Annotated in this window: 16 protein-coding genes (1 of these 16 only partly in view); 9 read left to right on the forward strand and 7 right to left on the reverse strand. The window is 70.2% G+C overall.

Annotation, left to right across the window (positions count from 1 at the left end):
- Nucleotides 1-1,554, forward strand: partial view of a phosphoenolpyruvate--protein phosphotransferase gene (gene ptsP, locus PXH83_RS01625; RefSeq protein WP_274555808.1) — the 3' portion only. 117 nt of this gene lie to the left of the window's left edge; only the last 1,554 of its 1,671 coding nucleotides appear in the window; its start codon lies off the left edge, out of view; its stop codon occupies nt 1,552-1,554.
- Nucleotides 1,555-1,616: 62 nt separating this feature from the next.
- On the opposite strand, the gene PXH83_RS01630 is transcribed toward ptsP, so the two are convergent.
- Together PXH83_RS01630 and PXH83_RS01635 are read right to left on the reverse strand one after the other, a co-directional pair.
- Nucleotides 1,617-2,516, reverse strand: coding sequence for a hypothetical protein (locus tag PXH83_RS01630; RefSeq protein WP_274555810.1), 900 nt, complete (start codon nt 2,514-2,516; stop codon nt 1,617-1,619).
- An 87-nt stretch (nt 2,517-2,603) separates the two neighbouring features.
- Nucleotides 2,604-4,580 (reverse strand): acetoacetate--CoA ligase, encoded by a 1,977-nt coding sequence (locus tag PXH83_RS01635; RefSeq protein ID WP_274555812.1) that lies wholly within the window; start codon nt 4,578-4,580, stop codon nt 2,604-2,606.
- Between the two features lie 220 nt (nt 4,581-4,800).
- On the opposite strand from PXH83_RS01635, the gene PXH83_RS01640 reads away from it, so the two are divergent.
- Nucleotides 4,801-7,143, forward strand: a complete 2,343-nt coding sequence (locus PXH83_RS01640; protein ID WP_274555814.1) for a glycoside hydrolase family 31 protein — start codon at nt 4,801-4,803, stop codon at nt 7,141-7,143.
- A gap of 69 nt (nt 7,144-7,212) precedes the next feature.
- Here the strand turns inward: PXH83_RS01640 and PXH83_RS01645 are convergent, their stop codons facing one another.
- Nucleotides 7,213-7,782, reverse strand: a complete 570-nt coding sequence (locus tag PXH83_RS01645) for an NUDIX domain-containing protein (protein ID WP_274562624.1) — start codon at nt 7,780-7,782, stop codon at nt 7,213-7,215.
- 73 nt (nt 7,783-7,855) lie between these two features.
- Between PXH83_RS01645 and PXH83_RS01650 the strand changes: the two genes are divergently transcribed.
- From PXH83_RS01650 to glpK, 6 genes are all read left to right on the forward strand, one after another.
- Nucleotides 7,856-8,662, forward strand: a complete 807-nt coding sequence (locus PXH83_RS01650; protein ID WP_274555817.1) for a M15 family metallopeptidase — start codon at nt 7,856-7,858, stop codon at nt 8,660-8,662.
- 121 nt (nt 8,663-8,783) lie between these two features.
- Entirely contained in the window at nt 8,784-9,131 is a 348-nt protein-coding gene (locus tag PXH83_RS01655; RefSeq protein WP_274555819.1) for an Mpo1-like protein, read from the forward strand.
- Nucleotides 9,132-9,201: 70 nt separating this feature from the next.
- Nucleotides 9,202-9,648: a Zn-ribbon domain-containing OB-fold protein gene (locus PXH83_RS01660; RefSeq protein ID WP_274562625.1), complete on the forward strand. Its 447-nt coding sequence runs from the start codon at nt 9,202-9,204 to the stop codon at nt 9,646-9,648.
- A complete protein-coding gene (locus PXH83_RS01665) occupies nt 9,645-10,835 on the forward strand; it encodes a lipid-transfer protein (RefSeq protein ID WP_274555821.1) in 1,191 nt (396 codons plus the stop codon). Before PXH83_RS01660 ends, PXH83_RS01665 begins: the two co-directional genes overlap by 4 nt.
- Nucleotides 10,836-11,144: 309 nt before the next feature.
- Nucleotides 11,145-11,870 (forward strand): MIP/aquaporin family protein, encoded by a 726-nt coding sequence (locus PXH83_RS01670; protein ID WP_274555822.1) that lies wholly within the window; start codon nt 11,145-11,147, stop codon nt 11,868-11,870.
- 83 nt (nt 11,871-11,953) lie between these two features.
- On the forward strand, nt 11,954-13,486 hold the full coding sequence (gene glpK, locus PXH83_RS01675) for a glycerol kinase GlpK (protein ID WP_274555823.1): 1,533 nt from the start codon (nt 11,954-11,956) through the stop codon (nt 13,484-13,486).
- Nucleotides 13,487-13,596: 110 nt separating this feature from the next.
- Here the strand turns inward: glpK and PXH83_RS01680 are convergent, their stop codons facing one another.
- From PXH83_RS01680 to PXH83_RS01695, 4 genes are read right to left on the reverse strand one after another with little or no spacing between them, the layout of a single operon-like run.
- On the reverse strand, nt 13,597-14,202 hold the full coding sequence (locus PXH83_RS01680) for a GTP-binding protein (protein WP_274555826.1): 606 nt from the start codon (nt 14,200-14,202) through the stop codon (nt 13,597-13,599).
- On the reverse strand, nt 14,183-14,581 hold the full coding sequence (locus tag PXH83_RS01685) for a DUF742 domain-containing protein (RefSeq protein WP_214916470.1): 399 nt from the start codon (nt 14,579-14,581) through the stop codon (nt 14,183-14,185). The genes PXH83_RS01680 and PXH83_RS01685 overlap by 20 nt, the downstream gene beginning before the upstream one ends.
- Before the next feature lie 9 nt (nt 14,582-14,590).
- The gene (locus PXH83_RS01690) at nt 14,591-15,031 is read right to left on the reverse strand and encodes a roadblock/LC7 domain-containing protein (RefSeq protein ID WP_274555830.1); all 441 of its coding nucleotides are present in this window, start codon (nt 15,029-15,031) and stop codon (nt 14,591-14,593) included.
- Nucleotides 15,028-17,835: a sensor histidine kinase gene (locus PXH83_RS01695; protein WP_274555832.1), complete on the reverse strand. Its 2,808-nt coding sequence runs from the start codon at nt 17,833-17,835 to the stop codon at nt 15,028-15,030. The genes PXH83_RS01690 and PXH83_RS01695 overlap by 4 nt, the downstream gene beginning before the upstream one ends.
- Before the next feature lie 445 nt (nt 17,836-18,280).
- On the opposite strand from PXH83_RS01695, the gene PXH83_RS01700 reads away from it, so the two are divergent.
- Nucleotides 18,281-18,784, forward strand: a complete 504-nt coding sequence (locus tag PXH83_RS01700) for a hypothetical protein (protein WP_274555835.1) — start codon at nt 18,281-18,283, stop codon at nt 18,782-18,784.
- Nucleotides 18,785-18,934: the final 150 nt, after the last annotated feature.

Here is an 18,934-nt window from a genome sequence, read left to right on the forward strand (position 1 = left end):
GAGCGCGAACAGGGGCGTGCTCGCCAGGCCGTGGAAGCTGTGGCGGCCGACCTGATCGCGCGCGGCAATCTGGCCGGCGGCGAGGCACAGCATGTGCTTGAGGCGCAGGCCATGATGGCGCAGGATCCCGAGCTCATGGCCGATGTGGACCGGCGTATCGCCGTCGGAAGCACCGCCGAGCGTGGGGTGTACGACGCTTTTGCGGCCTACCGGGCGCTCCTGGCCAATGCCGGCGAGTACTTGGCCGGCCGGGTTGCTGACCTCGACGATGTGCGGAATCGTATCGTCGCGCGTCTGCTGGGCGTTCCGATGCCGGGTGTGCCGGACAGTGACGAGCCGTACGTACTGATCGCGCGGGACCTTGCTCCTGCCGACACGGCGCTTCTCGACCCCGCGCTGGTCCTGGGCTTTGTGACCGAAGAAGGTGGGCCGACCAGCCACAGCGCGATTCTGGCGCGTGCCCTGGGTGTGCCCGCTGTGGTGGCTCTGCCGGGCGCCGGTGAGTTGGCCGAGGGCACAGTCGTCGCGGTGGACGGCAGCACCGGCGAGGTCTTCGTCGAGCCGACCGCGGACAAGCGTGCCGAGCTCGAGGCCGCTGCCGCAGCGCGCAGGGCCGCGCTTTCCGCTTCGACCGGTCCCGGTGCGACGTCCGACGGTCACAAGGTGCCGCTGCTCGCCAACATCGGCGGTCCCGCCGACGTGCCGGCCGCGGTCGAGGCCGACGCCGAGGGCGTGGGGCTGTTCCGTACGGAGTTCCTCTTCCTCGACGACAGCAAGCGGGCGCCGTCGGAGGAGAAGCAGGTCGAGGCCTACCGCAAGGTGCTCGAGGCGTTTCCCGAGGGCCGTGTGGTCGTGCGGGTGCTGGATGCGGGCGCCGACAAGCCGCTCGAGTTCCTGACGCCGGCCGAGGAGCCGAACCCGGCGCTGGGTGTGCGCGGGCTGCGGTCGCTGCTCGACCACCCCGACGTACTGCGGACGCAGCTGACTGCGCTGGCGAAGGCCGCTGCCGGACTGCCTGTGTACCTCGAGGTCATGGCGCCGATGGTCGCGGACCGTACCGACGCCAAGGCGTTCGCGGACGCGTGCCGCGAGGCCGGACTGCAGGCGAAATTCGGCGCGATGGTGGAGATTCCGTCCGCCGCGCTCCGGGCGCGTTCGATCCTGCAAGAGGTCGAGTTCCTTTCGCTGGGGACCAATGACCTGGCTCAGTACACCTTTGCCGCTGACCGTCAGGTCGGTGCGGTGTCTCGGCTTCAGGACCCTTGGCAGCCTGCGCTTCTCGACCTGGTGGCCGTTTCGGCCGAGGCCGCTCGGGCCGAGGGCAAAAGCTGTGGCGTGTGTGGTGAGGCCGCGGCCGATCCGCTGCTCGCCTGTGTGCTGACCGGTCTGGGGGTGACCTCGCTGTCCATGGGCGCGAAGGCCATTCCTTATGTCCGCGCGACGCTGGCGAAGTACACCCTCGCCCAGTGCGAGCGTGCCGCTGCTGCGGCGCGCGCCACCGACACCGCCGACGAGGCCCGTGCGGCCGCGCAGGCGGTGCTGTCCGGGGAGTGACCGGACAGGTGCTGTTCTGACCGAGGGGCTTCCGGCCGATTGGCCGGGAGCCCCTCGGGCGTTCATCGGTGGATGTCGGGCTCTGCGATGTCGAAGCCGGCGCAGTACTCGACGTCCGGTTCCGGGGCCAGAGGGTCGCCTGTGGCAGCGTCTGTGCAGTAGGCGTTGAAGACCTCTCCCGCGGTGAGTGCGACGAGGTGGCCGCGGTGCAGCCGCCAGCCGTGGAGCCGGTCGGGGGTGCCGGCCCTGGTGATCCTCAGCACCACTCCCCCCGGGCTTTCGACCGCGATACCGGCCGCCAGGACCGTCACGAACTCGGCGCCTTCGAGGTCAGTCACATGGGCCGGTTCACCGGTGGCCCGCTCCGCATGGAGAACGGCGATCAGTTGTTCTTCCTCGGCCGGGACGCTGCAGACGAGGTGGTGGCTGCCGGGACCGGCCTCTTCGAGGATGCGGGCGACGAGGCGCGAGGCCCGGTCGAAGGCTTCGCGGCCGATGTCCTGGCCGCACTCGGCGCAGTCCCCGAGGCGGGCCAGGAGCAGGGTCGCGTAGTCCCAGGTGGCCTGGCGGACCGCCTCGCTGATGAGCTGAGGCACGAGGTGGTCGATGGGCTGGCCGGTGTACGGGACGGATGTGCCGCGGACCGCGACTTCCGCGGTGAAGCGCGTACGGCTCTCGGCCGTGTCGGGGTCGAGTCCGGTGGCTTCACAGAACTCCAGGAACTCCTCGGGATCGAAAAGGGCCACGGTGGTGTGCACGCCCTGGGCCGCGAGGGCTCGAAGCAGGCCCTCCACCTGCTGGAGGTAGGCCGTGTGGTTGTCGAAGGTGAATGTGCGGTACTCCGTCATGGATGCGAAGTCCTCTTCGTCGGCCAAAAGGCCGACGGTGCTGGGGACTTCGCGACGGAGCGTACGCCTCATGATCTTGTTGTTGCCGTGCTTCGTGCCATTGGTGTGCGCCATGATTCCCCCTGAGCGCAGTCGATCATTGCTCACTCACAGTAACCGACGGCACTGACAGCGGTGACCGGCTGCGGGGAGCGGCGGGAATCAGCGCCGGGTGCGGCCAAGGTTTTCGTAGAAGCGCAGGAGGTCGAGGTTGTCGACCGAGCCCGGGTTGACGGCCTTGTCGAGGGCCGCGCCCTGGAGAAGACGCTTGACCGGGACCTCGATGCGCTTGCCTGTGAGGGTGTGCGGGATGCCGGGGACCTCGATGACCTCGTCCGGGACGTGGCGCGGAGAGAGCTGTGCGCGGATGGCCTGCTTGATCCGGGTGCGCAGGCCGTCGTCGAGGGTGGCGCCTTCGGCGAGGTGGACGAAGAGCGGCATCCAGTAGCCGCCTTCGGGCTCTTCAAGGCCGATGACGAGGGACTCCCGGATCTCCGGGAGGCGCTCGACCACCTCGTAGATGTCCGCCGAACCCATGCGGACTCCCTGGCGGTTGAGGGTGGAGTCGGAGCGGCCGTGGATGATCACCGAGCCGCGGTCGGTGATGGTGATCCAGTCGCCGTGGCGCCAGACGCCGGGGTACGTGTCGAAGTAGCTGTCGTGGTACCGGCTGCCGTCGGGGTCGTTCCAGAAGTGGATCGGCATGGACGGCATGGGGTTGGTGACGACGAGCTCGCCGACCTCGTTGGTCAGGGGCTTGCCCTGGGGGTCCCAGGCCTGGAGGTCCGTGCCGAGGCAGGCGGCCTGGAGCTCTCCGATGTGTACGGGGAGCGTGGGGACCGCGCCTGCGAAGCAGCTGCAGACGTCTGTGCCGCCGCTGACGGAGGCGGTCCAGAGGTCGGGGGCGACCTCGTCGTGGAGCCAGCGGAAGCCGTCGGGTGGGAGCGGGGAGCCCGTCGTCGCCACGCATTTGATGCGGGAGAGGTCGTAGTCGCGAGCGGGGTGGACGTCCGCTTTGGCGCAGGCCATGACGTACGCCGCCGACGTGCCGAAGAGGGTCGCCTCGGTCAGTTCGGCCACGCGCCACTGGGCGCCGGTGTCCGGGTAGCCGGGGCTGCCGTCGTACAGGACGACCGTGGTGCCGGTGAGCAGGCCGGAGACGAGGAAGTTCCACATCATCCAGCCGGTGGAGGTGTACCAGAAGAAGCGGTCCTCCGGGCCGAGGTCGCAGTGCAGGCCGAGCTGCTTGAAGTGCTCCAGGAGGATGCCGCCCTGGGACTGCACGATGGCCTTGGGGAGGCCGGTGGTGCCGGAGGAGTACAGGACCCACAGGGGGTGGCTGAAGGGGACCTGCTCGAAGACCGGCTCAGTGTCGGCGGAGGTCAGGGCGGACCAGTCGAGGGCGCCTTCGGGGGCTTGTGTGCCGAGGAGAGGGATGTGGACGACTGCGCGCAGGGTGGGCAGTTCGCGGCGGAGTTCGGCGACGGTGTCCGTACGGTCGTGTTCCTTGCCGCCGTACCGGTAGCCGTCGACGGTGAACAGGACGACGGGCTCGACCTGCTGGAAGCGGTCGAGGACACTGCGGGCGCCGAAATCGGGGGCACAGGAGGTCCAGACTCCGCCGACGGCGGCCGTGGCCAGCAGGGCGACGGTGGCCTGGGGGATGTTCGGCAGGTAGCCGCTGACGCGGTCTCCTGGGCGTACGCCGATGGCCCGCAGTTCGGCGGCGAGCGAGCCCACCTGGCGGCGCAGTTCGGACCAGCTGACCGGTGTGGGGCGGTGGGTCTCGTCGACGTGGAGGAGGGCGGGGTCGTCCGCGCGGGCCGGGTCCTCCGCTGTACGGAGGGCGTGCTCGGCGTAGTTGACGGTGGCTCCGGGGAACCACTGGGCGCCCGGCATGGATCGATCGGAAAGGACGGTTTCGTACGGGGTGGAGAAGCGTACGTCGAACCAGTCGGCGACGGCCTTCCAGAAGGTGTCGAGCTCGTCGACCGACCAGCGGTGCAGCGCCGCATAGCCGCCGTCGGCCGGTGCTCCGTACCGCTCGGCGGCCCATGCCTGGAAGTGGGTGATCCTGGCTGCGGCGATGCGGTCGGCGTCCGGCTGCCAGAGGGGCGCGTTGTTCGCTGCTGAGGTCATGGTGGCGGCTCTCCCGGGCTGTACGCGTCGTGTGCGTGTGTCGCGCGCACGTGCGGAAGGGTGTGCGCACGCGTCGGCTGACAGGGACGATGCCATGTGATCCTCTTCCGCACCAGGGCGGGCCGCCCACAGCCGGACACCTGATCATGTGGTCCCACCACGGGTGAACGGAAGTTGAACGCCCCACGCACACGCCCGGCCGGGTGGCAGGGTGAGCGGCATGGACGGTCGTGACCTGGTGCGCTCGGTGAAACTGGTCAGCTCGGTACAGGGGCTGCGCGCCGTGCGCGCGGCCTGGCGGCGGCGTCGTACGGATGCGTGGGGGCTGCCGCCGAGAGGGGCGGAGCGCGCCCGTGTGCCCGGTCCTGTCACCGGTGCGGAGCCCCGGCCAGGCGGCGGGACGGTGCGTTTCGCCCGTTCGGAACTGCGGGTGATGGTGGCGGTGGGCGGCGCGGTGTTCTGGGGCTGGGACGGGGCGGATCCCGAGCCTTCGTACGCGCTCGCCGGTGCCTGCCCAGAGCCGGACCCGAGGGCCGAGCTGGAGCCCGACAAGGACGGCGGCTGGCGGGTCGTGTCGGAGCGGGTCATGGTCGCCGTGTCGCGGAACGGGGCCGTCGAGGTCCGTACGCCGGGCGGCGTGGTGCTCCGCCGGGATCTGCCTCCGCGCTGGTGGGAGCCGGTTGCCGGTGGGCACGCGCGCTGGCTGCAGCGCAGCGAGGTGCCGGCGGACGCGCGTTTCTTCGGTCTCGGCGGACGGGCTTCGGGGCCCCGGCTGCGGGACGGCACGTACCACCTGTGGAACACCGATCCCGGCGGGAGGTTCGCCCCGGGTGACGACCCGCTCTACATCACGATGCCGGTGCAGCTCGTCGTCTCGGACGCAGGCACTCATCTCGCCTTCCACGACAACACGTGGGAGGGCCGGGTGACCCTGCGGGAGGGTGAGGAGGGTGCGGGGTCGGGGCACGACCGGCCGGGCACCAGTGAGTTGCGCATGGACGGCGGGCCGCTGCGCTGCTGGGTCGTCGTGGGAACGCCTGCCCGCGTGCTACAGGGCTGGACGGCGCTCACCGGCGCCCCCGCGCTTCCTCCGTCGTGGGCGCTGGGCCCGCAGCACGCGCGGTGGGGCTTCGGCAGCGAGCAGGAGGTCAGGCGGATCGTCGCCGGCTATCAGGAGCGGGATCTGCCGCTGTCCGTACTGCATCTGGACATCGATCACTACGACCGGCATCAGGTCTTCACGGTCGACCGGGAGCGGTTTCCCGGTCTGCCGCGGCTCGCCTCCGATCTCCGGGAGGCGGGGGTGCGGCTGGTTTCGATCGTCGATCCGGCGATCAGGGCCGAGCGGGGCAATGCGCTGTACGACAGCGGGTCGGCCGCTGGGGCCTTCGTACGGGATGCACGGGGCAATGAGGTGCGTGGGGTGGTCTGGCCCGGGGAGTGCGTCTATCCGGACTTCACCGATCCGCGGGCGCGTGCGTGGTGGAGCGCGTTGTACGAGGAACGTCTCGCGCAGGGGTTCTCCGGGGTGTGGCACGACATGAACGAGCCGGTTTCCTTCGCTCCCTTCGGTGATCCGACGCTGCCCCGGTCCGCGCGGCACCATCTGGAGGGCCATGGTGGCGATCATCGCGAGGCCCACAATGTCTACGGCCTGGGCATGGCGCGGGCCGGTTACGAGGGTCTGCGGGAGCAGCGGCCGGATGAGCGGCCGTTTCTCTTTTCGCGCTCCGGGTGGGCGGGGATGCAGCGGTACGGCGGCACCTGGTCCGGCGATGTGTCGACCGGCTGGCCCGGGCTGCGTGCCTCGCTGTCCCTGGTGCTCGGTCTCGGGCTGTGCGGGGTGCCGTATTCGGGGCCCGATGTCGGCGGGTTCAACGGCACGCCGTCCCCGGAGCTGTATCTGCGCTGGTTTCAGCTGGGCGCTCATCTCCCGCTGTTCCGTACGCATGCGGCGCTCACGGCGGGCCGTAGGGAGCCGTGGGAGTTCGGCCCGCAGGTGCTTGGACACGCGAAGGCCGCGCTGGCCGAAAGGGAGCGGCTGCGGCCGTATTTCGTGACGCTGTCCCATCTGGCCCGCCTCACTGGTGCGCCGTATGTGCGTCCGGTGTGGTGGGGGGCGCCGGAGGACCGGGCGCTGCGGGACTGTGAGGACGCGTTTCTGCTCGGGGACTGTCTGTTGGTGGCGCCGGTACTGGAGCGCGGGTCGGACCGCAGGGCGGTGCGGTTGCCGCGCGGACGGTGGTACGACACGGCGACCGGCGAGGCGTACGAAGGGCCGGGGCAGGTACTGCTGGATGCGCCGCTGTCCCGTATCCCTGTGCTGGCGCGGGCCGGTGCGGTGATTCCGGTGCGGGGTGAGGGCGGCGGGATCGAACTTGAGGTGTGGGCGCCGGCTGTGGGGCGTACGGGAGGCGGGCTGGTGGTCAGGGATGCGGGCGACGGGTGGGAGGCCGCGGAGATCGAGCGATTCACTACGCGGGTGAATGGCGGGCGGGTGGTTGTGGAGCGGGATGGCGGCGGGGAGGTGGAGCTGCCGGTGCGCGTGCGGGGCGGCCAGTAGACGGGCCTGTGCGGCTTGTCGCCACCCCGCTCTTCCCGCTGTGGCACAGTGCGGCTCCTCCGCGTGGCCTCAATCTCCCCCAAGGACTGCGTCCAGGGGGGACCCCAACGGGCTGGAAAAGTCTGCTCGGCTGTAGCGGCCGGCGAACCAGGCTCGTACCGCTTGGGTGTGGAGGGGGAAGGCCAGTTCTGTGGGCTCGCGCAGCAGGTGCCAGCCGGTTGTTTCGTCGGTGGGGACGGAGGGCGGAAGATCCGCCGCCGCGCGTTCGGGGAGCAGACCGAAGAGGAGGATGTGGCCGGCTGGGGAGCTCAGGGCGTCGGCGAGGCGCACCCGTCCCTCATCGGCTGCGATACCCGTCTCTTCCGCCAGTTCGCGTACGACCGCGTGCCGCCAGTCCTCGCCATGGTCGATGAAGCCGCCGGGCAGCGCGATCCCGCCGAGCTGCGGCTCGATGGTGCGCGTGATGACGACCAGTCCGGTGCCCTGTGCGTCACGTACGGGCAGCAGGGCGAAGGCGACGGGCAGGGGGTTGCGATAGGCCGTGGCGCCGCACGAGGGGCAGGTGCGGGGCCAGCCGGCGGACGGGCTGTAGGGGGCTCCGCAGCTGGAGCAGTGGGCGTCCCTGAGGGGCTTGTTCATACGTCCGGACACGCGCGGACTGTATCCGATTCCCCTTCCCCAGCCCGGTGTTGACCTGATAGAGGGAGGGGCCATGACAGGACTTGCCTCCGCACTGCGCGCCCTGGCCACCGCGGCCGCCACCCTGCTCGCCGTCACCGCCGCCTCCCCCACGGCGCTGGCGAAGCCCGAGCCGAAGGCCCCCAGGGGGTTCGTCTCCCTGCGGTCCGTGGACCCGACGATCATCGAGGAGATGCGCTACACCACCCCGCACAACTTCGTGGGCGTGCCGGTGGACGGCTACCGTCAGCCGGTCTGCATCCTCACCCGGCCGGCGGCGAAGGCCCTGCACCGGGCGCAGACGAAGCTGCTGAGCCGGGGTTATTCGCTCAAGGTGTACGACTGCTACCGGCCGCAGCGCGCCGTCGACCACTTCGTACGGTGGGCGAAGGATCTCGACGACGAGGCGATGAAGGCAGAGTTCTATCCCCATGTCGACAAGTCGCGGCTGTTCGCCGACGGTTATATCGCGGAGAAGTCCGGGCACAGCCGGGGCAGCACGGTGGACCTGACGATCGTGAAACTTCCGGCGAAGAACACCAGGCCGTACGTCCCGGGTGAGCAGCTCGCGCCCTGTTACGCGCCCAAAGCTGACCGGTTCCCCGACAACTCAGTCGACATGGGGACCGGATATGACTGCTTCGACACCCTGTCCCACACGGACGACCCGCGCATCCAGGGCGCACAGCGGGCCAACAGGCAGCTGCTCAAGGGGCTGCTCGGCGAGCTGGGCTTCGTGAATCTCGCCGAGGAGTGGTGGCACTTCACGTACAAGCCGGAGCCGTTCCCGGACACCTACTTCGACTTCCCTGTCGCTCGCCGTTCGGTTGCCGGGCACTGACAGGGAGAGACGGACGGAACGGGCGGCCGGGGCCACCCCCGTGGGTCCCGGCCGCCCGCACACTTCTTTCGGACGCGGAACGCCCGTATACGGTTGTCTGCCGAGTCATTACGGTGCCCGTATGGAGCCGCAGACTTTTGATACGTACGAGGAATTCTGGCCCTACTACGTGGCGATGCACTCCCGGGCCGCGACCCGGTGGGTCCATCTGACCGGCACCCTCACCGGGCTCGCGGTGAGCGTGTACGGCCTGGCGCGCGGCCGGAAGCGGTACGCCGCGGCGCTGCCGCTCATCGGTTACGGCACCGCCTGGCCTGCGCACTTCTTCATCGAGAAGAACAACCCGGCCACCTTCGGGCACCCGGCCTGGTCGCTGCGCGGTGACGTGCAGATGATCCGGATGATGCTGGCGGGCCGCGACCGGGAGCTGGCCGAGATCGCCGCCAAGTGGCTCGCGGAGAACCGCTGACCGTGGCACACTTCTGACGTTCCGTCAGTTTCCGTGTCGGGGAGGGGCTTTGTCGCGTACGCGCACACCCGTGGTGGCCGGTTGGTTCACCGTGGACACGGATCAGGAGGACTTCCGGCTGCTGGGCACCCGGTGCTCGGCCTGCGCGTCGGTCTTCTTCCCACGCCAGGACGCCTTCTGCCGCAACCCGGCCTGCCAGGGCGGTGAGCCGGCGGAGGTGCCCCTGTCCAAGCGGGGCCGCGTCTGGTCGTACACCGACAGCCGCTACCGCCCGCCCGCACCGTACATGTCCGACCCGGCCGTCGCGTGGGTGCCGTACACGCTCGTCGCCGTCGAGCTCGCGGCCGAGGGCATCGTGGTGCTCGGGCAGGCAGCGCCCGGCCTGACGACCGCAGATCTGGTGGTCGGCATGGAGGTCGAGGTCGTGCCGGGTGTCCTCCATGAGGACGCGGAGACCGCCTGGACGACCTGGCACTGGCAGCCCGTCCCCGCGGCGCCCGCAGAGGTGCGGTCATGACCGGCGATGTGGCGGTGCTGGGCGCCGGGATGCACCCGTGGGGCAAGTGGGGGCGCAGCTTCGTCGAGTACGGGACGGTGGCGGCCCGTGCCGCGCTCGCCGACGCCGGGATCGGCTGGCAGGAGGTGCAGTCGGTGGTCGGTGCGGACACGGTCCGCGGCGGCTATCCGGGGTACGTGGCGGGGGCGACGTTCGCGCAGGCGCTGGGGTGGCAGGGGGCGCGCGTGACGAGCGTGTACGCCGCCTGCGCGTCCGGCGCGCAGGCCGTCAACACCGCCCGCGCCCAGATCCTGTCCGGCATGGCCGACGTGGCGCTGGTGGTGGGCGCGGACGCGGCGCCCAAGGGCTTCTTCGCGCCGGTCGGCGGGGACCGTCCCGACGATCCCGACTGGCTGCGGTTCCGGGTGCTCGGGGCGACGAACCCGGCGTACTTCGGGCTCTACGCGCGCCGCCGCATGGCGCTGTACGGCGACACGGTCGAGGACTTCGGCCAGGTCAAGGTCAAGAACGCGGCGGCGGGCGCGCTCAACCCCAACGCCCGCTACCGCAGGGCCGTCACCGCCGAGGACGTAGCGGCTTCCGCCGTCGTCGCCGATCCGCTGCGGCTGCTCGACATCTGCGCGACCTCCGACGGGGCCGCCGCGCTCGTCCTGTGCAGCATGGAGTTCGCCCGTCGGCACGGGGCCGCGAATCCGGTCCGTATCCGCGCGGTCTCCACCGTCACTCCCACCTTCCCGAAGGCCGTGCTCGACCTGCCGGACATCGCCACAGACTCGACCGTGGCGGTGGCCCCCTCCCCCGACTCCTTCCGCGCCTCGATCGCGGGGGCGGCGTACGAAGAGGCTGGCGTCGGGCCCGGGGACCTTTCGCTCGCCGAGGTGTACGACCTCTCCACTGCCCTGGAGCTGGAGTGGTACGAGGACATCGGACTGTGCGGGACAGGGGAGGGCGCGAAGCTCGTACAGGAGGGCGCGACGGCTCTCGGTGGCCGGATTCCGGTCAACGCGAGCGGCGGCCTGGCGTCCTTCGGGGAGGCGGTGCCCGCCCAGGCGATCGCGCAGGTCTGCGAGCTGACCTGGCAGCTGCGCGGTACGGCGGGTGAGCGGCAGGTGCCGGGAGCGCGCGTCGGGCTCACCGCGAACCAGGGTCTGTTCGGCCACGGCTCCTCGGTGATCGCCGTCCGCTGAGGGGCGGTCCAGCGGTCGGTCCAGCGATCGGTTCAGAGCCGGTCCGGAGCCGGTTCGGAGGAGGCTCCGCGTCCCGTGCCCCCGGACAGCGGTTGGTGTCCGCGACCTTGACGCTCCATCAGCACCGGTGAACACTTCCCGTTGTCAGTCGGCGTCGCCGTACGACGGCTCCCAGGAGCGCGGGAAACAGGCCTGCTTCCGGGGCCCTCCCTGTCGCGGGCCAGGGGCTTCCCCACGGGCGATTCCGCCGGCACCCCCCTGCACTTCAGAACCGGGGATCCGTCCCCGGGCGAGGGCCTAGGAGCCGCCATGAGCAACGGGGACATCTTTGTCGGTGAGGTCATCGGCACCGCCATCCTGATCCTGTTCGGCGCAGGTGTGTGCGCCGCAGTCACTCTCAACTACTCGAAAGCGAAGGCGTCCGGCTGGATCGTCATCTCCTTCGGCTGGGGATTCGCCGTACTGGCCGGGGCGTACACCGCCGCCCCGCTGTCCGGAGGTCATCTCAACCCGGCGGTGACCCTGGGCATCGCCGTCGACACCGGCGAATGGGGCAAGGTCCCGGTCTACGTCCTCGGGCAGATGGTCGGCGCGATGCTCGGGGCCGTACTCGCCTGGCTGGTCTATTACGCGCAGTTCGCGGCCAACAGAGACGGGGCGACGGCGCTGCCGACGCTGGGGATCTTCTCCACCATTCCGGAGATCCGCAGTCCCGTCGCCAACCTCCTCACCGAGACCATCGCGACAATCGCACTGGTCCTGCCCGTCCTGGCGTTCGGGATGACCAAGGGGCTCGGCGAGTCCGGCACCCAGGCGCTGATCGTGGCCCTCCTGGTCGTCGGCATCGGCCTGTCCCTCGGCGGGCCCACGGGCTATGCCATCAACCCGGCCCGCGACCTGGGCCCGCGCATCATTCATGCGGCGCTGCCGATACCGAACAAGGGCACGTCCGACTGGGGTTACGCCTGGGTGCCGGTCGCCGGACCGCTGCTGGGAGGTGCCGTCGCGGGCCTCATCTACAACGCAGCCTTCTGAGTGCGGTCTCTTCCGAGTGCATCTTCTGAGTGCAGTCTTCTGAGTACTGACAGCTTTCAGCCAATTTCGGACGAGGGGACGTCATGACGGAACACTCCGGGCAAGCCGAGAAGTACGTCGCCGCAATCGACCAGGGCACCACGTCGAGCCGCTGCATCATCTTCGACCACGACGGTGCGATCGTCGCCGTCGACCAGCGCGAGCACCGTCAGATCTTCCCCAAACCCGGGTGGGTGGAGCACGACGCGACCGAGATCTGGTCCAAAGTGCAGGCCGTCGTGGCGGGCGCGCTCGCCAAGGCGGGACTGCGCGCCGGGCAGCTCAGCGCGCTCGGCATCACCAACCAGCGCGAGACGACCGTGCTGTGGGACCGGGCGACCGGCAAGCCGGTGCACAACGCGATCGTCTGGCAGGACACGCGCACCGCGGCCCTCTGCCACGAACTGGGGGGTACGGACGGGCAGGACCGATTCAGGGACGCGACCGGCCTGCCGCTCGCGAGCTACTTCTCCGGGCCCAAGGCGGCCTGGCTGCTCGACAACGTGCCCGGGCTGCGCGGCCGCGCCGAGCGCGGTGAGATCGCCTTCGGGACCATCGACTCGTGGCTGATCTGGAACCTCACAGGCGGCACGGACGGCGGCGTACACGTCACGGATGTGACCAACGCCGGGCGCACCATGCTGATGAACCTGCAGACGCTCCAGTGGGACCCCGCGATCCTGTCCGCGATGAATGTTCCCGAGGCCGTCCTGCCCGAGATCAGGTCGTCCGCCGAGGTGTACGGGACGGCTGTCGGGCAGCTCTCGGGCGTGCCGGTCGCCTCCGCACTCGGTGATCAGCAGGCGGCCGTGTTCGGGCAGGCCTGTTACGACACGGGGACCGCGAAGAACACGTACGGGACGGGCAGTTTCCTGCTCCTCAACACCGGTAACCGGCCGGTCCCTTCGAAGAACGGACTGCTCACCACCATGGGCTACAAGATCGGCAGCGATGCGCCGGTCTACTGCCTGGAGGGCTCGATCGCGATCACCGGGGCCCTGGTCCAGTGGTTCAGGGACCAGCTGGGGATCATCCGCAGCGCGGACGAGATCGAGACCCTGGCGGCGAGCGTCGACGACAACGGCGGGGCGTACATCGTGCCCGCCTTCTCCGGGCTGTACGCCCCCTACTGGCGCTCCGACGCCCGAGGTGTGATCACCGGGCTGACCAGGTACGTCACCAAGGCGCACCTGGCACGGGCGGTCCTGGAAGCCACCAGCTGGCAGACCAGGGAAGTCGTCGACGCGATGTACCAGGACTCGGGCGTGGCCATCACCACGCTCAAGGTGGACGGCGGAATGACCGGCAACAACCTGCTGATGCAGCACCAGGCCGATGTCCTCGGCGTTCCGGTCATCCGGCCGAAGGTCTCCGAGACGACCTGCCTGGGCGCTGCGTACGCCGCCGGGCTCGCCACGGGCGTCTGGTCGGACCTGGACGAGCTCAAGGCGCACTGGCAGCGCGACGTCGAGTGGACGCCGCGGATGGAGGCGCAGGAGCGCGACCGGGAGTACGGCAACTGGCGCAAGGCAGTGGAGCGGAGCTTCGGCTGGCAGGAGGAGGACGGTCAGGGCTGACAAGGGGCCTGTCCCCGAGGACGGCGTCCCGTACCCCTGTCGGTGGGGGTACGGGACGCTAGGGGCGGTTACGGCGGTGCTGTTACAGCGATACGGTTACGGCGTTGCGGTTACGTCGATGCCGTCTGGCGCCGGTCGGCCGAGCGGGTCATGGCGTGCTCGACCACCGCGATGAGTACGCCCTTGACCGTCTCGCGGTCACGCGCGTCGCACAGAAGGAGCGGCACTTCCTCGTCGAGATCGAGCGCGGTACGTACCGTCTCCACCGGATAACGGGCGGCGCCGTCGAAGCAGTTGACGGCGACCGCGAAGGGTATGCCACGGCGCTCGAAGTAGTCGATGCCCGCGAAGCAGTCCTCCAGGCGCCGGGTGTCGGCGAGCACGACCGCGCCGAGTGCCCCCTGTGCCAGCTCGTCCCACAGGAACCAGAAACGGTCCTGTCCCGGGGTGCCGAAGAGATACAGCACCAGGTCTTCGCGGAGCGTGATCCGCCCGAAGTCCATCGCCACAGTGGTGGTGTTCTTGCCCTCGACACCGTCGATGTCGTCGACAGGGCGGCCCGCCTCTGTGAGCGTCTCCTCGGTGCGCAGTGGCCTGATCTCACTGACTGCCCCCACCATGGTGGTTTTGCCCACCCCGAACCCGCCTGCCACCAGGATCTTGAGGGTGACCGGTTCAACCGGCCGCTTCTTGCGGCTAGAGCGCCCGAAGACCATTGATTACCTCGCGAAGGATGCTCTCGTCCGGCAGCTCCGCCGGCGGTACGGGACGGGTCACGTGCACCAGCTCGTCCTCGACGAGGTCGCCGACGAGCACCCTGACCACCCCGACGGGGAGGTCGAGGCCCGCGGCGAGCTCGGCGATCGACTGCGGCGCCTCACTGCAGAGTTCGACGATCTCGACGTGTTCGGGAGCGAGCGTCTGGTCGCGTCCCGGATCGTCCGCCGCGGGCTCCGGCACGACCACCGCGATCAGGTCGAGCCGGTGCCGGCTCGCGCTGCTCGTACGGCCGCGCGTCATGGCGTACGGGCGTACGACCGGACCCGCGTCGTCGTCGAACCAGTGCGGCGAACCCTGCTGGGTTGCTTCGCTCATGCCACCCACTCACCCTCCGGCGGGCAGACCGGAGCGTGGCGCGGTCGTCAGGTGGACCCCGACCCGCTTGACCATCAGCGTCATTTCGTAGGCGACCTGGCCCACGTCGGAGTCGGAGTCCGACAGCACGGCCAGGCAGCTGCCGTCGCCCGCCGCCGTGACGAAGAGGAACGCGTCGTCCAGCTCCACCACGGTCTGCCGGACCCGGCCCGCCTCGAAGTGGCGGCCGACGCCCTTGGCGAGGCTGTGGAAGCCGGAGGCGACGGCGGCGAGGTGTTCGCCGTCCTCGCGCGTCAGGTCCTTGGAGGCACCGGTGGGGAGCCCGTCGCTGGAGAGCACCAGCGCCTTGCGGATGCTGCCGACGCGGTCGACGAGCTCGTCGAGGAGCCAGTTGAGCTCTCCGGAGCCCCGGCCCGTGGCGTCGTGTGCTGCGGCGTTCGGTGCGGTCATCGACCGTCCCCCTCTGGTGTGGTTCCTGGTGCTGTCTCGCCCGGGCCCGGCTCGTCCTCGGCGTTCTGCCTGCGGCCGCGCTGCCAGCCGCGCTGGAGCGAGGCCATACGGCTGCGCACCTCCTCCGCGTCGCGCTCGGCGTCCTGCTCGGTGCCGGGTGCGTCGTTCGCGGGTTCGGTGCGGCCCGAGGCGGCCTCGCGCAGTTGCGGCGCGAGGTTGGCCTGGCGGACACGGCGGGGCAGGCCGCCCAGCGGGAGGCCGGGACCCTGGTCTGTGGGTGCCTGTTCCCGTGCGGGTGATCCGGGTGGTGCGGTGGGCGTGGTCGGTGGTGTCGGCGTGATCGGCCTGGTGGGCGTGGTCGGTGTTGCCGGTGTTGCCGGTGTTGTCGGTGCTGCTGGCGTGGTCGGCCTGGCCGGCCTGCTTGGCGTTGGCGGCGTGCGCCTGGCGCCGCTGACGCGGCGGCCGTTGTCGGCGACGAGGGTCGGCATGGTCGGCGTGTCCGGTGCCTTGCGGCGGGGCAGCGGCACCGCCTCGCCGGGGCGCGCGCTCTCACCTGCCTCGGGCACCTGGTCGGATGCCTGCTGGTGCTGCTCGCGGGCGGAATCGCGGGCGCGGTCACGGGAGCGCTCGCGCGCCCGGAACAGGCCTCCGCGCTCGCTCTCCGTATCGTCGATGTCGCCGAGGCCGCCGAGTCCGGGGCCTGTGCTGCCCACGCCGTCGAGCGAGGCCTCTTCGAGGCCCAGGGCGCCCAGCGGGGGCTCCAGTTCGACCGGGCCGTCCAGGACGGCCTGGGCGGCCAGCTCCACGGGGACACGGGTGAGCGTCGTCAGTGTCGGGCGGCCCTCTCCGGGCCCGCCTCTGCCGCCGGTGTGCTTGCGGTCGAGCCGGAAGCCGGTGCCGTTGGTCTCCGGTGCGTCCGTGAGCAGTGTGGCGGGGATGAACACCACGGCGGTGGTCCCGCCGTACGGGGACTGCTGGAGCGAGACACGGACGTTCTGCCGCTGGGCGAGCCGGCTGACCACGAAGAGGCCGAGCCTGTCGGTGTCCGACAGCTCGAACTCGGGCGTCTCGGCGAGCCGCAGGTTCGCGTCCAGCAGAGCTTCGGCGGTCATGCCGAGCCCGCGGTCGTGGATTTCGAGGGTGAAGCCGTTGGCGACGCGTTCGCCGTGCACCTGGACCGCGGTGTGCGGCGGCGAGAATACCGTGGCGTTCTCCAGGAGTTCGGCGATCAGGTGCGTGAGGTCGGCGACTGCGGGGCCGCCGACGCCGATGCGCGCCAGGCGGCGTACCTCGATGCGTTCGTAGTCCTCGACCTCGGCGACGGCCGCTCGTACGACGTCCATGAGCTGCACGGGCTTGCGCCACTGCCGGGACGCCGAGGCGCCGGAGAGGATGACGAGGCCCTCGGCGTGGCGGCGCATGCGGGTGGTGAGGTGGTCGAGGCGGAAGAGGTCCGCGAGCTCGTCGGTGTCCTCGGTACGACGCTCCATGGTGTCGAGGAGCGTGAGCTGGCGGTGGAGGAGGACCTGGTTGCGGCGGGCCAGGTTGACGAAGACCTCGGACACGCCTCGGCGCATGTCGGCCTGCTTGACGGCCGATTCGACGGCGGCGCGCTGGAGGGTGTTGAGGGCCTGGCCGACCTGGCCGATCTCGTTCTTGTCGTACTCCAGGCGCGGCGCCTCGGTCTCTACGTCGACGTGCTCGCCGGCCGCAAGCCTGCGCATCACGCTCGGCAGCCGGACGCCGGAGACCTCGTGGGCCTCCTTGCGCAGGCGGGAGAGGTCGCGGATGAGGCTGCGGCCGATCCGTACGGACAGGAACAGCGAGACGATCAGGGCGAGGAAGCCGAGCACACCGGCAAGGGCCGCTCTGACGAGGACGTCGAGGGCGACGGGCTCCACACGGTCCTGGTAGCGGTTGCCCGCTTCGGTTCCCTCGCGGGCGAGGTGGTCGAGTACGGCTGTCGCGGCCTCGTCCCAGCTCTTGGCGGTGACGCCGCGCGGGCTCTTGGTGGGGCCCGCGTCGATGAGGCGTTCCTCGGCGGTGCGCAGGGGCTCGGTGGCCGGGCTGCGCCAGTATTCCGCGAAGGCGCGGCGCTCGGTGGCGGGCAGGACCTCCAGGTTGGAGTCGTAGAGCAGCTTGCGATTCGCGACGAGGGCGGAGGCTTCTCGCAGTTCGGGAGCGTTGAACTGGCGGGCGACAAGGCCGGATGCGATCAGGGCGTCCTCGCGGGAGAGCATCTCCCGTGCTCGGGTGATGCCAACGAGGGCGCGGCCCTGTTTGTCCATCTCCACGTCTTCAAGGGCGTGGAGGCTCATGAGGAAGGAGTAGCAGGGGTCGACGAGGCGGCTGTAGCGGTCGAGGGCCTGACGCCTGGTGACCGTGCTGTTCTCGACGGAACGGCGCAGGGTTTCGATGTCTTCGAAGGCTTCGAGGAGAGTGCCGAGGCGCTTCGCCGCCTGGGGGCGGATCTCGTCGCGCACTGCGGGTTTCTGCGCGTGCGCCTTGATCTTCGCGACGGATTCGTCGGTGGCCGCGCGCTGGCGGCGGAGGGCGGCGAGGGCGTCGGAGGCCCGCGGGTCCGCCAGGTAGATCAGCGTCTGGCGGCGCTCCTGCTGGATCACCCTGACCGTGTCCTCGATGGGATAGCCCACCTGCTCGACGATGTAGGCGACGTCCAGCAGTTGGTTGGCTTCGCGACCCGTGATCACGGTGGCGAATCCCCACAGCGACGTGAGGGACACGAGCGGCACCAGCAGCAACGCCACGATCTTCCGGCGGATTGACTTCCCGCGAAAGCGCATGGCCTCCCCCAGCTCGGACCCCGCCGGGGCGGGGTGGTCTTCCGTCGACTGTCAACAAACGGCGTGAGCCTACTACTGCCACTCCCGCAACTCGAAGAGACGTCCGGGCGATTTTCGGCCGCGCTGTGGTGAGTTGATCATGAGTTGTCCTGTAATTGCGGGAGTTGGCGGGCGCCGTTGTGGTGGAGGACACCTGTACAGCGCGTCTGGGGCCGTACGGGGGCAGATGGCTGGAATTCTCCGTTCCGCGGGAATCTTCGGCGCTGCCCGTTCGTCCTGTTGTACGGGGAGCGGGTTCCGCATGAGGGCGCACGTGCCACATTCGGCCCGGGGGAACGGCGTAAATGTGCTCAACACGGGCAGCCAATCGTCAAGGCGCGTCAAGGCGGAGGATCCGCACCCGAGTTGAGTGGTACGCCAGGCGGTGGTGGGGAGTGAAGGTTCGATGGACACGGAAGAACGCCGTACGGCGTCCGTAGCGCCAGTGGCGTTCGAGGGGTCCGAAGGCGTCGAAGGCTTCGAGAAGCGGGCGGCGGGGACGGCCGGGGCGGGGGCTCATCGGCAGTTGTGGGTCGAGGAGCCTGCCGTACGGCCGCGGCTGCCCGATCCGGTGCGTACGGCAGCCGTTCGCGCGGTGATCATCACGTCCTTGACGATGATCCAGGCGATGGTGGCCTATCTGTGCACGCTCGCGGGGTCGTGGCTCGCCTTCCCGATGGTGCTGAGCAGTGTGGGCAGCACCGTGGTCGCCACATGGGGCGTGCTGGACGTGTGGGTCACCCGCCAGGTGTGGAACCAGCGCAACGGCGTGGTGTCCGTGCCGAGCAGTACGGCGCGTCAACTGCGGCGTGAGCGGCGGCGGGCACGCCGGGCGGCCCGGAGGTCGGCGCGGATACGGCCACGGGACGAGCGTTCGCAGCGAAGTACGGGCCGGCTCTCCCAGGCGTGAGGCGGGGGAGAGCCGTAACTGCTGTGCCCGTTTCGTTGGGGCGAATGCGCTGTGCGTGCTCGTCGGGGCCGTTACGTACGCGTCGTGCATGCTCGTCGCGGCCGTGGCGTACGCGTCGTGCATGCTCGTCGCGGCGTAGACGTCGTGCGT

Origin of the sequence: Streptomyces spiramyceticus (genome assembly GCF_028807635.1) — a bacterium.
GTDB lineage: Bacteria > Actinomycetota > Actinomycetes > Streptomycetales > Streptomycetaceae > Streptomyces > Streptomyces spiramyceticus.